General features: G+C 30.1%; 13 protein-coding genes. 5 read left to right on the top strand and 8 right to left on the bottom strand.

Features of this window, described 5'->3' with window-relative positions:
• Nucleotides 1–87: 87 nt before the first annotated feature.
• Both CLOPA_RS08730 and CLOPA_RS08725 read right to left on the bottom strand, forming a co-directional pair.
• Entirely contained in the window at nt 88–1,350 is a 1,263-nt protein-coding gene (locus tag CLOPA_RS08730; protein ID WP_015615062.1) for a DUF445 family protein, read from the bottom strand.
• Between the two features lie 204 nt (nt 1,351–1,554).
• Nucleotides 1,555–3,474 carry an ABC-F family ATP-binding cassette domain-containing protein gene (locus tag CLOPA_RS08725; RefSeq protein WP_015615061.1) on the bottom strand — a complete coding sequence of 640 codons (1,920 nt, stop codon included), beginning with the start codon at nt 3,472–3,474 and terminating at the stop codon, nt 1,555–1,557.
• Nucleotides 3,475–3,987: 513 nt separating this feature from the next.
• On the opposite strand from CLOPA_RS08725, the gene CLOPA_RS08720 reads away from it, so the two are divergent.
• Entirely contained in the window at nt 3,988–4,857 is an 870-nt protein-coding gene (locus CLOPA_RS08720) for a cation diffusion facilitator family transporter (RefSeq protein WP_015615060.1), read from the top strand.
• A gap of 154 nt (nt 4,858–5,011) precedes the next feature.
• The gene (locus tag CLOPA_RS08715) at nt 5,012–5,320 is read left to right on the top strand and encodes an MTH1187 family thiamine-binding protein (RefSeq protein ID WP_015615059.1); all 309 of its coding nucleotides are present in this window, start codon (nt 5,012–5,014) and stop codon (nt 5,318–5,320) included.
• 204 nt (nt 5,321–5,524) lie between these two features.
• Here CLOPA_RS08715 and CLOPA_RS08710 read toward each other — a convergent pair whose 3' ends face one another.
• The gene (locus tag CLOPA_RS08710; RefSeq protein ID WP_015615058.1) at nt 5,525–6,283 is read right to left on the bottom strand and encodes a tRNA threonylcarbamoyladenosine dehydratase; all 759 of its coding nucleotides are present in this window, start codon (nt 6,281–6,283) and stop codon (nt 5,525–5,527) included.
• Between the two features lie 277 nt (nt 6,284–6,560).
• Here CLOPA_RS08710 and CLOPA_RS08705 point away from each other — a divergent pair, with 277 nt between their 5' ends.
• Entirely contained in the window at nt 6,561–7,043 is a 483-nt protein-coding gene (locus CLOPA_RS08705) for a DUF4883 family protein (protein ID WP_015615056.1), read from the top strand.
• A 146-nt stretch (nt 7,044–7,189) separates the two neighbouring features.
• Nucleotides 7,190–8,023, top strand: a complete 834-nt coding sequence (locus CLOPA_RS08700) for a PHP domain-containing protein (RefSeq protein WP_015615055.1) — start codon at nt 7,190–7,192, stop codon at nt 8,021–8,023.
• Nucleotides 8,024–8,190: 167 nt separating this feature from the next.
• Here the strand turns inward: CLOPA_RS08700 and CLOPA_RS08695 are convergent, their stop codons facing one another.
• The 4 genes from CLOPA_RS08695 to glpX all read right to left on the bottom strand — a co-directional run bounded on the left by CLOPA_RS08695 (nt 8,191) and on the right by glpX (nt 12,246).
• Nucleotides 8,191–9,600 (bottom strand): aminopeptidase, encoded by a 1,410-nt coding sequence (locus CLOPA_RS08695; protein WP_015615054.1) that lies wholly within the window; start codon nt 9,598–9,600, stop codon nt 8,191–8,193.
• Nucleotides 9,601–9,761: 161 nt separating this feature from the next.
• The gene (locus tag CLOPA_RS08690; protein ID WP_015615053.1) at nt 9,762–10,346 is read right to left on the bottom strand and encodes a 5-formyltetrahydrofolate cyclo-ligase; all 585 of its coding nucleotides are present in this window, start codon (nt 10,344–10,346) and stop codon (nt 9,762–9,764) included.
• Nucleotides 10,327–11,238, bottom strand: a complete 912-nt coding sequence (gene hprK, locus CLOPA_RS08685) for an HPr(Ser) kinase/phosphatase (RefSeq protein ID WP_041710851.1) — start codon at nt 11,236–11,238, stop codon at nt 10,327–10,329. Before hprK ends, CLOPA_RS08690 begins: the two co-directional genes overlap by 20 nt.
• Nucleotides 11,239–11,274: 36 nt before the next feature.
• On the bottom strand, nt 11,275–12,246 hold the full coding sequence (gene glpX, locus CLOPA_RS08680) for a class II fructose-bisphosphatase (RefSeq protein WP_015615051.1): 972 nt from the start codon (nt 12,244–12,246) through the stop codon (nt 11,275–11,277).
• Between the two features lie 668 nt (nt 12,247–12,914).
• On the opposite strand from glpX, the gene CLOPA_RS08675 reads away from it, so the two are divergent.
• Nucleotides 12,915–13,091: an aspartyl-phosphate phosphatase Spo0E family protein gene (locus CLOPA_RS08675; protein ID WP_015615050.1), complete on the top strand. Its 177-nt coding sequence runs from the start codon at nt 12,915–12,917 to the stop codon at nt 13,089–13,091.
• A 221-nt stretch (nt 13,092–13,312) separates the two neighbouring features.
• Here the strand turns inward: CLOPA_RS08675 and CLOPA_RS08670 are convergent, their stop codons facing one another.
• Entirely contained in the window at nt 13,313–14,353 is a 1,041-nt protein-coding gene (locus CLOPA_RS08670; protein WP_051115630.1) for a phosphodiester glycosidase family protein, read from the bottom strand.
• Nucleotides 14,354–14,552: the final 199 nt, after the last annotated feature.

The following is a 14,552-nucleotide window of genomic DNA, read 5'->3' as shown; positions in this document are numbered from 1 at the left end:
TCCCTATTCTTCTCACAGCTTTAGACACATTCAAAGAAATACTGGCTATTTTATTTGCTCATCATTCCTTTTCATAGAGCCTACCGCCTACCTTATCCAAAAGGTTAATAAAAATATAAATAGACCAACTAATCCACCTACTATAGATCCATTTATCCTGATAATTTGAAGATCCTCAGACAATCTCTCCTCCATTATCTTTACTATTTCTTCATTATTGTATTTATTTAAATTCTCCCTTATCAATGTACCTATACAATTGTATTTATCATCAATTATTCTGTATATGGTATCTTTTATAGTATTATCAATGCTGTTAATTTTTTTTCTATCTCTTATAAGCTTTAATAATAATTTTCTTTTCTTAACCTTAAACTTCTTAATAAAATCTTTATTACTGTAAAAATTTTCAGTAATATAACTATCTAAAAATTTTTCAAGTGTCTGCTTTAAAAAATCATTTTCTCTTAAGAACTCTATTTTATAATTTTCAATTTTATCTATTAAGCTTGCATCATTATTCAGTCTTAATGCATATTCCTTTAACTTTTCTTTTATAAATTTTCTATTTTTATTATCATAGTTTTTCATGTCATGCAAATTCTTTACTATTTCTTTTTGAATGCTGTAAGCTGCATTATTAGGGGACATATCTAATATATAATTTAATATTAATTTATTTGTAAGTTTTCTATTTATATTATTCTTTTCATAGGTTTTTAAAGCATTTTCATATAATTTTTCAATAAATACAGTTACATTTTTTCCTTTAGAAAGATTAATGGCAGAATCAATAATTTTATCTATTAGCATGTCATCATAGCCCCTATGGGAACTCCACAATAAACACCTATACAGCAATTGACTTATGTTGATTTTTTCTATTGTATTGGAAAGAAATTCATAAGAAAAATCACTTATACTCTTATTGGCTTTCTGTTTAGGATCAAATATTTCATCCATTGCCTGAATTAGCGCCTCGTCACCTTCTCTAGATCTTATAAATCTTACTATAATACCAGCAAGGTTATAGCTTTCTAATTTATTCTTTATTTTTTCTTTATTTAATAGATCCTTTTCTACAGTGCCCACAATGATATCCACAATTCTATCTTTATTTTTATTTATAATATCTGTCCTGAATAAAAACTTAGGCCAATTTATATTAAGAGGCTTCTTGAATATAGCTGTTATTCCAAACCAATCCGCAAGTCCTCCTATTAATGCTGCCATGCAGCATCTGGAAATAAGCGCACCTACAAAGTAATCCTCAAAGGCATAGGAAATGAAAAATCCAACAGCAAATATTAAGAGAATTAAATTCGCCAGTTTTTTATTTTTTTTATCCAAAGTTCATCACCACTTTAAACTATATATTATTTTTTTCCTTAGAAATCATAAGACTCAATGGGGCAGGTAATCCAGTAAATCTTACATAAGTTTTAATTTGATTCATAAAAAATTTTATATGAATTATCAATGCCATCTAGGATTATATATCCAATCCAGGTTAAAATACATTTACATCTTTATTCTACCCAGAAATAAACTAATTTAAGACTTTTGATTATTTATTTTTTCTGCCAGCTCACTAAGATACATCCATCTCTCTAAAAGATAATTCAAATGCTCCTCTGTTTTCTCTTTTTTATCCATTAATTCCTGTAGAGTTACATAATCGCTGGAAGAATTGCTTATTTCATTATTTATTTCTTCTAAAGAATTTTCAGTTTCATTTATATTTGACTCTATTTCTTCATATTCTTTTTGTTCCTTAAAAGTAAATTTTAATGTTTTTTCTCTTTTATTATTTCTAACCTGCTTTTCCTGATTACCTTTATTTTTTATTTTTTGTAGATCATTTTCTTCTTCAACAATATCATTATGAAACTCCAGATAATCTGTGTAATTACCTGTATGCTCTATAATTTTCCCTTCACCTTCAAAGGCAAAAATTTTATTACTTACCTTATCTAAAAAATATCTGTCATGAGACACTGCCACTACGGTTCCAGTGAATTCTTCTATATATTCTTCCAATATATTTAGTGTTTCTATATCCAGGTCATTAGTAGGCTCATCTAACAGTAATACATTAGGTGCTTCCATCAATACCTTTAAAAGATATAGTCTTCTCTTTTCTCCCCCAGAAAGTCTAGATATTGGAGTATACTGAAGTACTCCTGGAAACAAAAATTTTTCAAGCATTTGAGAAGCACTTATTAAACTTCCATCCGCTGTACTCATATATTCTGCCGTTTCTTTTATATAATCTATTACTCTTAAAGTTTCATCTATGTCTCTATACTCCTGTGAAAAATATCCAAGCTTCACTGTTTCTCCAATTTCAACCTCACCTGCAGTTGGCCTAAGTTTTCCAGAAATTATATTCAGAAGGGTACTTTTACCCATACCATTAGGCCCTACTATTCCTATTCTGTCTTCCCTGTTTATTATATAGCTAAAATCATCTATTAAAGTTTTGTCTCCAAAGTTTATACTTATATCATTGATTTCAATTATTTTCTTGCCAAGTCGTGTGTTTCCCACGGATATTTCAACTTTTCCATCAGTTAAATCCATATTTTCATTTTGCAATATCTCAAATCTATCTATTCTAGCCTTTTGCTTCGTAGATCTTGCCTTTGCACCTCTTCTTATCCATTTAAGCTCACTTTTAATTAAACTTTGCCTCTTTTGCTCCTGTGCCTCCATTTGACTTAGTCTCTCTATTTTCTGCTCCAGATATTTACTGTAATTTCCTTCATAACTATAGAGTTTTCCCTTATAAAGCTCCAATATCTCAGTTACGATTCTATCAAGAAAATATCTATCATGAGTTATCATAATTAAAGAACCCTTTCTACTATTAAGGTAGGACTCCAGCCAATTAACAGTGGCATCATCTATATGGTTTGTAGGTTCATCTAATATAAGAAGATCTGAAGGAGCTATAAGTGCACTAGCTAGAGCTATTCTCTTTTTCTGACCACCAGATAAAGTTTCTACCTTAGCCTCAAAGTCTTTTATTCCAAGCTTTGTTAAAATAGCCTTTGCATCACTTTCCACATTCCAGGCATCTAATGCATCCATTTTTTCTGATAAATTATTAAACTTATTTTGAATAGTTTCATCTTGAGGATTTTTGGATAATTGGCTTACTACTTTTTCATATTCTCTTAATAATATCATTACAGGTGAATTTCCTTTAAAAATAGCTTCCATTACTGTATCATCTTTTGTAAAACTGGTATTTTGAGATAAGTATTCAATTTTAATTTTGTTTTTCGTTATAATTTTCCCTTCATCTGCGCTATCAATACCTGTTATAATTTTTAAAAGTGTAGATTTACCAGTACCATTTATACCTATTAATCCGATTTTCTGTCCTTCATTTATTCCAAGAGATATATCATCAAATAATATTTTCTCTCCATAACTCTTTTTTATATTTTCAAGGGATATTAAATTCATAATTGTCTTCCTTTCCTGTATGTCTACTAATTAACTATTAAGAATAGTTCTAACTAGCATGAAGGTTTTTATTTAGTCTTTTCTTCATATTACGAATTACATATTATATTGCATATTCTAATCTCATTATAACAAATTTATCTGCATAAGTAATCTTTTACTCCAGTAATCCTGCAGCCCACTGTACTCACAAGCAGATTTCTTAATATCGGTATTTATGATACTTAGAAATCGTTGCCCTTTAGGGTAAATCCTTATCCAAGAACGTAACCACTCTTTTACTCTCGCTTTAAGAAAGATGGGAGTATTAGAATGGATAGTCATCAGATAAGCATCGCTTATGAAATTTAGCTCAATATAAAGTCATTTCGATTTTTCATTATCAAATGATAATCAATACCAATATCTTCTGTTACTTTTTTCTTCACAGTTATTTATACATCTACATATAATAATACAATAATAGTTTAATTTCTATTATCAATTGAAATAATTGTCACTGGAGAGGTAAAAATGAATAAAGAAAATGGTGCTTTTTTATCCATAGCATCAAATATCATATTAATTATATTTAAAATTATAGCCGGAATATCTATGAATTCTATAAGCGTTATATCTGAAGGTATTCACTCCTCCATAGATTTAATTGCTAGTCTTATTGCATTTTTTTCTATAAAAGAAGCCAGCAAAGCTGAAGACGAAGACCATCCCTTTGGTCACGGAAAATACGAAAATGTTTCAGGTTTTGTGGAAGCTCTGTTAATTTTATTTGCAGGGATTATAATAATATACGAATCCATAGTAAAAATATTTTCTGAAAATAATGTTGGAAATATCTATTCTGGAATAGTAGTAATGCTTATTTCTACAGGAGTAAATCTTATAACTTCACTTAATATTTTAAAAATATCTAAAAAAACAGAATCTATTGCTTTAGAAGCAGACGCCATGCATTTATTAACTGATGTATTCACCTCCTTAGGAGTTTTTATAGGACTTATACTTTTAAAGCTTACAGGTTTAAAGATATTTGATTCAATTGCAGCTATTATAGTAGCTTTGTTAATTATAAGAACTTCTATAGTTCTTATAAAAAAATCCATGAAGGATCTGGTAGACAGCAGCCTGTCTTCTGAAGATATCAATAGAATTTTAAATATTATCCATAAATATTCTGATGTAAAATCCTATCACAAATTGAGAACTCGGAAAAGTGGTGATACAAGAGAAATAGATATCCACCTATTGTTAGACTCAAATCAGTCCTTGGTGGAAGCTCATAATCTATGTAGTTCAATAGAAAAGGACATAAAAATTATATTTCCTAATTCATATATATTAATTCATGCAGAGCCTTATCATAGGCACAATCTTTTGAAATAATATTGTAACACTCTCTTTCTTGTACTATAATTTATTGAAACATATTAAAATCGTATAATCTGTATATTCCTAATTATTATATCGTCAATAGACATGTCAACAAAAGTTACTTATTCCGTTAAACAAAATTAATTAACAAGGGAGATGTGTATATATGGTTATTGCTGACATAGCTGTTATGCCTCTAATTCCATCTGTTTCAGAAGAAGAGCTATATAAACAGGTAGATGCAGCTATTGATTATATAAAAAACAGTGGTTTAAAATATGAGATAGGCGCTATGAGTACTACTGTAGAAGGTGAATATGATGAGGTTTTTGAACTTATAAAAAAAGTTCACAGGATTCCTTTTGAAGCCGGCAGTGAGAGAGTAATAACAGTAGTGAGAATAGATGAGAAGAAAGGCGGACTAATTATAGACGATAAACTTAAAAACTATAAAAATCATAGAAAAAATCAGTAGATGGATTTTAAAAATAACATCTATAATAAACATTCTTTTAGATGTTATTTTTATTAAGTAGAAACTGTAAAAACTAAATTCATCCATTAACATATGTACTTCAAGTCAATGGATGAATTTATCATATTTACATTGCTTCCTATGAAATCTTTAAAAATACTAGCAATTGTATAAACAATTATATGCAGCTATTGATTACATAATCTAGTGAATTCCAATTATATCCTTTATAACTTCCCCACCTATTATCATACCTGCTACTGGTGGTACAAAGGATATACTTCCTGGTATTTGTCTTTTAGCAAGACATTTCTTAGTTCCTCCTGTACAAACGCAACCTTCTTTACAGGTTATAACTTCATCTTCCTTTGGCTTTAAAGGCATTTCCTCAGAATAGAGAACCTTTAAAGACTTTACTCCTCTTTTTCTAAGTTCACATCTCATTACCTTTGCTAGGGGGCATATTTTTGTTTTATATATATCTGCAATTTGAAATTTAGTTGGATCCAATTTATTTCCTGTACCCATACAGCTTATAATTTCAATGTTATGCTCTTTACACCATAATATTAAAGCTATCTTGGAGGATACAGTATCTATCACATCTACTACATAATCCGTATCTTCTCCTATAATATCACCTATATTATCTTCCTTTACAAAAGTTTGATAGATTATAACCTCACATTTAGGATTTATACTTAGTATTCTATCCCTCATAACTTCAACTTTAGGCTTACTTATGCTTTTAAAGGTAGCGTGGATCTGTCTATTAATATTAGTTAAACAAACGGTATCATCGTCTACAAGTACAAGTCTTCCTACTCCGCCTCTAACTAAGGCCTCCACTGTAAAGCTTCCTACCCCACCTATACCAAATACTACTACCTTACTATCTTTTAATTTATCTAAGGCTTCTTTTCCAATTAGAAGCTCTGTCCTTGACAAAGAATGCTGTGGCATTTTTAATTATCTCCCCTTTAATATCAATGAATCTTACTTGGTGGGAGTTTGTATTCCCACCAAGTTTAGATGAATTATCCAGGGACGCGTCGCTATTATCTCTACCTTTAGGTGGTGGAATATTACAGCGACTAGTCATCGGATAAAAACCTGATTATCTTCTTATAAAAATATTCATTGATAGTATACCATACCTAATTAATAAAATGTAATATTGTAATAAAATCCTTATTATTTTCATATTTTAATTTAGAATACTTATAAAGGAGTAACTACATTGAAAGTTAATAAATTAATTTACATAGGAATTGTAATTGTTATAGTTTTAAGTTTTACTGGCTGCAGCCTTAGCTTTAGCTCTAATTCATTTTTAAATCCAAAGAAACCCTACAATTTTTATTATACCAATCTACTTACAAGAGATATAAAACTTGAAAATTCATTTTTGGGAATAGTATTAGATACCAATTTTTATAAAGAACAGACCTTTACTGCTGAACAAAGTACTACAGCTAAAAATTTCATATTACATCTTCATAGAAATGACTTTATAAGTAAACCAAAGGATTTGCCTGCAAAACCTCCTTATAAAATTTACTTTACCTTTAAGACGGACAAGTATGTTCTAGAAATTTATAATGAAAAATATATATCTGTATATCCTTGGGATGGTACTTACGATAAAGATTACGTGGATATGAGTAATATACCGGTTTCCTATAATCTTTATTATTTATGTAAATATATTATACCACGATAAAAACTTAAATTTATTTTATAGTTCACTGATTTTATTCATTATATCTCACTAAATCAAACTTATATACTATTTCATTATCATAGCTTTTAGTATATAATAACCTATACATAGTAAGAGAAATTACTCAATACGAAAGAAGTGATTTAATGTATTTTAAAGGTGATTTTCACAGTCATTCAACAGAATCCGATGGAAAGTTCTCTCCTGATGAATTGGTAAACTTAGCGAAATCTAACGGTGTAGATATTATGGCAATTACTGATCATGATACTACAAAGGGTATAGAGAAAGCCCTCCTTAAGGGTGATGAAATAGGATTAAAGGTGATTCCTGGCATAGAACTTTCAACCCGTTATAACAATGAAAGTATTCATGTGCTTGGATACTTTAAAGATAATTCCTACAAGAATAAGGATTTCCAGGATTTTTTAAAAGGCATAACTGAATACAGAATTAAAAGGGCTGAAATAATAACAGAGAATTTAAAAAAATATTTTAATATAGATGTAGACTATAAAAAAATTATTAAAAATTCAAAAGGTGTTGTGGCAAGACCTCACATTGCAAAAGCCATAATGGAAGCTGGCTATGAATATACTCTTGACTATATTTTTAAAAATATTATAAATGAAGATAGTCCTGCTTATATACCTAATAAAAAGCTTCCTTTAGAGGAAGGAATAGAATTGCTTAGATCTGTAAATACAGTAATTGTACTGGCCCATCCAGTTTTAGTAAAAAAGACTCCTGTGGAAGATTTGATGAAGTACGATTTTGATGGTCTAGAGGCTATTTATCCTCTCAATGAACCGAAAGATACTGAGAGATTCTTAAAGATAGCTAAGGATTATAACAAACTAGTTACTGCAGGTTCAGATTTTCACAGTGGTGAAGAAGCTGACACAAAGCATGGTACTTTAGGTTCAGTTTATCTAGATTCTAATAACATAGGTAAGTTCTTAGAAAAATTTAATGAATAATACTATTAGTTTAATATAAGGTCGTGATAGAATTACGACCTTTATTTTTTTACTGAATGGCAAAAAATGATTGAAAGTATTAAAAAATTAGGAATCCCTCTTAGCTAACGAAATGAGGGATATCCTAATTCATATAGTATACTTGATCTTATTAAAAATCATTTTCCTTAGGCTTCCAATAAAAACGCTGCATAGGCATTTTTAGTTTCATAAATATCTACCTTACTGGAAATTTCCCAAGGAGCATGCATATTAAGAAGAGCTACTCCAGAATCTATAACATCCATACCATACTGAGCAAGTATGTATGCTATAGTTCCACCACCACCTTGATCTACCTTTCCAAGCTCTGAGGTCTGCCAGGATACATTATGCTTATCCATCATGGTTCTTATTTCAGCTAAATACTCAGCACGTGCATCATTGCAGCCAGACTTTCCCCTAGCTCCTGTATATTTATTGAAGACAACACCCTTACCAAGATAGGCTGTATTTTTCTTTTCCATAACTGATGGAAAGTTCGGATCAAAGGCAGCACTTACATCTGAGGACAGCATTTTAGAATTTGCAAGAGCTCTTTTAAGTTTTATATCACTGTAGTCTCCAGCACACTCCATAACCTCTGCTGTAGCATTCTCAAAGAATTTTGAATGCATTCCTGTTGCACCAACACTTCCTATTTCCTCTTTATCAACCAGTATTGTTACGCAGGTCTTATCTGGCTCTTTTATATCAAGCATAGCATCAAAGGATGTATAGGCACATATTCTGTCGTCCTGCCCATATCCCATAACCATACTCTTGTCGAAGCCGTAATCTCTTGCATTTCCAGCAGGCACTACTTCCAGTTCTGCGGAAACAAAATCCTCTTCACTTATGTTATATTTTTCATTCAAAATCTTAAGTATATTGTATTTCACTTTGCTCTTTACATCTTTATCATCAACAGGAATACTTCCAACTAATATGTTTAAATCTTCTCCTTCAATTCCTGTAGCTAAAGACTTTTTAAGCTGATCCTGAGATAAATGTATTAGAAGATCTGATACTCCAAATACCGGGTCTGATTCATCTTCCCCAATTACCACATTTATTATTTCTGCACTTTTTTTCACAATAACTCCATGTATAGCAAGTGGAATAGTCACCCATTGATATTTCTTTATTCCACCATAGTAATGAGTTTCTAACATTGCTAAATCCGTATCTTCATAAAGAGGATTTTGCTTTAAATCCATTCTTGGAGAATCTATATGTGCTCCCAATATTTTAAGTCCCTTTTCAAAAGGATCTTTTCCAATTACATATAAGGCTAAATTCTTTCCTCTATTATTAGCATATACCTTATCTCCTGGATTTAACTTTTTACCTTCACTTATAACTTCATTTATATCTAAATATCCTGCCTTTTTTGCCAATTCTATGAATTCAGTAACACATTCTCTTTCTGTTTTGCAGTCTGATATAAATTTTTTGTATCTATCCGCTAATTCAAAGACTTTAGGCAAGTCCTTTTCAGAATACTTTTTCCATGCGTAATCGTAGTTTTTTTCTAAATTATTTTTTTTATCTGCCATGGTTTTCCCTCCTAAATAAGATAATTATTTTCACATATTCAAAAAAGCAACTAATAAATATATTATACTAATATATTTAATTTATTCTTTCTTTTCATATATGCTAAGTACATTCAAATAAATAACTAGTCAGTATGCTAGTCTATTTATTTTCATATGCCTTATCTAATATTTTTACAACCATTTTCAGTTATTATAGCGTCAATAGCTATATCATGATCTTCTAAAGGGATTCCCTCCAATATTTGAAATTCATAGGCTAAGGCTATTTTTTTTATATTTATATCTGCATTTGAAAAAAATCGATCATAAAAACCACCACCATAACCAATTCTTCCACCTTGCAAATCAAATGCCAAACCTGGAATTACAGCCAAATCCATATTTTCTACAAATACTTCCTCTGAATTCTCTTTTGGTTCCAAAATTCCGTAATTACTTATTTCAAGTTCATCCAAACTGTTTATTTTAAGTGCTCTCATACCCTTTAATCTGCTAATAACTCTTGGTACACATACTTCTTTACCAGAAGCAATAGCATACTTAATTATATTACGTGTGTCCACTTCCTTGTCAAAGCTGATATAAATAAATATTACTTTTGCATTTATAAATTCACCGCTATTAATTATAGTTTCATATATGGCATTATCCATTGCTTTTTTTTCTACTAAGGACAGTACTTCCCTTTTTTTAGCTATATAATCTCTAAATTTACTTTTAGTATTATTCGTCTCCACCCACATCCATTCTCTGATTAATTGTTTCTACCGGAGATACTTTGCAGCTAAGTGCATATCTATAATTTGCGGCAGCAGCTTCAATTATAACAGCTAAATTTCTACCAGGTCTTATTGGCAAAGTCATTTTCCTTACAGGTACATTTAAAATTTCTATACACTCGTTATCTATACCAAGTCTGTCATAATCTTTTCCCTCTTTCCATTGTTCTAAATACATAACTAAATCAATAGTTTTTGTTTCCAGAACTGAGCTAAGTCCATACAAAGCTGGTACATCTATTATGCCCATTCCCCTAACCTCTAGCATACCAGAGGTTATAAAAGGAGATTTGCCATGAAGCACACCCTCAATAGCTTTAATGTCAACTGCATCATCAGCTATGAGTCTATGTCCTCTTTTTATTAGTTCTAAAGCAGTTTCACTTTTACCTATACCGCTTTCACCTGTAATAAGTATACCAAAGCCATATACATCTACTAAAACTCCATGCATTCTGGTTTCTGGTGCAAGCTTATCATCTAAATAATTCATAACCTTACTTATAAATCTGGTAGTAGTACTACTTGCTCTAATGAGCCACGCATTACGTCTTGTAGCTTCTTCTATAAATTCCTCATGAGGTGTAAGATTTCTTGCTATGATTATACAAGGAGTTTCAAACTGGAAAAATTTCTTTAGTCTCTTCTTTCTAATCTCGGATCTCATTTCGTCTAGAAAACTCCATTCTGTTTTTCCCACAATCTGTATTCTTTCATTGGCAAAATAACTGTAAAATCCAGCAAATTGTAGCCCAGGTCTATTTATATCACTTAAGCAAACCTCAGCTTCTTCTGGTCCACTAATAATTACTTCCAAGCCCAAATCTTCAACCAAAGTCTTAACCTTAACAGGCATTGTTCCATCACGCCTTTCCCACATATAATAATACTATTATATTACTAATTTACTTTTATTCAAGTCATGTCTTCCCTCAACAAATCTTATTACACCAGTTTTAGAACTCATAACAATTGAATGGGTAATGGCAATTTCATTTTTTAAATATACAACACCCTTTAATAGATCACATTCAGTTATACCTGTAGCTGCAAATAGAACTTCATCCGATTTTGCCAAATCATCTATAGTTAATATTTTATTCACATCATCAATGCCCATAGATTTGCATCTTATTTTTTCTTCTTCACTATGAGGCATAAGTCGTGCCTGCATTTCTCCTCCCATGCATTTTATAGCTGCTGCTGCAATAACTCCTTCTGGTGCACCACCGATTCCCATAAATAAATCTATTCCTGTTTCCTCAAATCCACAAGCAAGTATGGTAGCCACGTCTCCTTCTCCAAATAACCTAACTCTAGCACCAATATCTCTAGCTTCCTGAACTATGTAATCATGTCTTTCTCTTTCTTGAACCACTACAGTTAATTCTGTTACATCTTTTTTAAGTGCTTTTGCCACACTTATTACATTTTCAGCAACACTTTTATCTATATCTATTGCACCTTTAGCTCCAGGTCCTACTGCTATTTTCTTCATATACATATCCGGTGCATGAAGAAGACTTCCTTTGGGTCCCATAGCAACAACTGCAATAGCATTAGGTGATCCTTTTGCAATTAAAATTGTTCCATCTAATGGATCAACTGCTATATCCATTTCAGGCATATAGTCTTCATTCATTCCAACTTTTTGACCTATATAAAGCATAGGTGCATTATCAAGTTCTCCTTCGCCAATTACAACTGTTCCTCTCACTGGCATTAATTCAAAAGCTTTTTCCATACCATCTACAGCAGCTTGATCTGCACCTATTTTATCTCCTCTACCCATAAATTTTGCCGATCTTATAGCAGCAGCTTCAGTTACTCTAACAAGAGCCATTGTTAGATCCATGTTTAACATAAATGTACCTCCTAAATTTTATTTTGTCCTTAAATTTAGACATATATAAAGAAATAACTAATCAATACGTAAATACTTCTACATCTCTTTCTTTGATCTGCTATTTCTTTGCATATGTCCTGTTTACCAGCTATATTTTAAATGCTTTATCCTATATAAAGATTTTAATATATTCTAATAATATAAAAAAGTATAAAACTTGACTAACTGTCCAATAATATATAAACTTTAGTTAAAATTGTACTTTTAATTTATAATATCTAATGGATGCTATTTAAATAAAATAATTATTTTATTTAAATAGGTAATTTATTGTATCATATATATCTAAAATAAATTATATATGCTGTACCAAACAACCTATTTAACATAAATATTATAACACAATTGTTATTGAAAACAACTTTCAATAATTATAATAATTTATAAAAATAAATGACACATTCCGCCATTTACATATTATAACAAATAGCTTTTTTCAACACGTTTGAACAAATGTAAAAAACAGTAAATTTAAATAAAACTTTGAAAATAGGTGTAAGTTGCCAATAGGTGTAGATTTATGTTCTATAATGACTGTTAAAATGAATTTACATGTGATGTATAATTTGGTAAAATAAATTTGCAATCAAAAAATAAGGGGTAGTTTGAAATAAGGAGGGTTTAATATGGATTCTAATTTGGAACTTTTAATTGCTGAAATAGATGAACTAAGAAATAAGCTTTATCAACTTATACTTTACAAGTCTCTTACTGATGATAAAGTTGTTTCTTACAGTCAGAAATTAGACAGGCTATTAGTTAAATATCATAATGCACGAAAATTGTTACAGAAGGTAGCTTAATTATTTTAAATGATTTTTTGATTGCATTTTATATTTTATTATATATTATATATTGAGTATGCCTTTAAGCATACTTATTTTTTATTGTATAAAAAATATCAAATCTTTTTTATACAATATAATTAAAAATTTCCAGAAATCTGATGAATTATTTATTAAATAAGAAATAAATAAAATCCTATAAATAAATTTATTTATAGGATTAAAACAACTTCTCTACACTATTTAGTTACTAAAAAAGCTGTGGGAAGATATCTTCCGCCTGTACTTCCCAATGGTCCACAGGGTTTATTTATAATTTCACCATTGTAATACATAGCTGTAGAGGAGCCACCATCTAGATTTGAAGCATTGATAGCGCCATATCTCACCATTATATCTTGTATATCTTTTATAGAATCACCAACACTGTAAAGAGGTTGTCTTCCATCAATTTCCAGAAGCAAAACCTTTCCATCCACAGTTTGTCCAATTGCAGTTCTTGGCTGAAGACCAGAACCACCATCTCCTTCTATTGTAACAGGCTTACCATTTATAATTAATGCAGGTCCAAAGGAAACAGCATCCTTTATATTACTTTTAGCTACGTCCTCTAATGTAAATTGTCCAGTAATCAATCTTCCACTATAATCAAATCCTACTATATTAAAAGCACCTGAAGTATCATTATATATTACTTTACCATTTTTCACCACGATACCCATAGGTACACCTCCATTACCCGTACCATTTGGATCTATAAATGCACTAGCATTTATAGCAGCCACCGCATAATTATTCTGTGCTAATTCCAATAACTTATCTCCCTTGATATTCAAGCTGAATTTATCTATAGTTGCCAGTTCTACCCTCTTGGGATTATCCACAATCATAAGCTTACCTGTATAATTATTTTCGTTAATATTAATTACAGATATTGTATCAGAAGTACTAAAACTACTTGCTTTTACTACCATATTGTCATAAGTATTATAGCTTTTTTCGGATAAATTATTCTTTGCTGCACTTTCGCCAGTACTTGTCTTATCATTTGTAGCTACAACTCTGTTTGAATTTAAAATTCTATTTATCTCGGTACTGGATATAAAATCGGTAGCTAACCATTGATGCTTAAATGTAGTCATAGCAGTAGTTACCCATAAAGTTCTCAGCTTGTTAAAAGGACCTAAATTACAATAAAAAACTAATACCATAAATGCGCAAAGCAATATTGAAATTGATACTGAAAATTTTAATATAATCTTTAGTATTTTTTTTATCATGTTAATTTTTACATACCCCTTTCTCTTGTACATCAAAAAGTAAATATACTTACTGACTTATTAAATGATAACTACAAGTTTCACAAATATTTTATCATAAACATTACTGAGAAGAAAGCTGTTTTTCCTCCTCAGTTAATTATACTCTAGTTTTACTCCAAATTAGAAAATATCAATATTTATACTTACTTAGAAAACT

It is taken from the genome of Clostridium pasteurianum BC1, from assembly GCF_000389635.1.
GTDB lineage: Bacteria > Bacillota > Clostridia > Clostridiales > Clostridiaceae > Clostridium_I > Clostridium_I pasteurianum_A.
The sequence above is the reverse complement of the archived record's forward strand: the minus strand, read 5'-3'. Positions and strand labels throughout refer to the sequence as shown.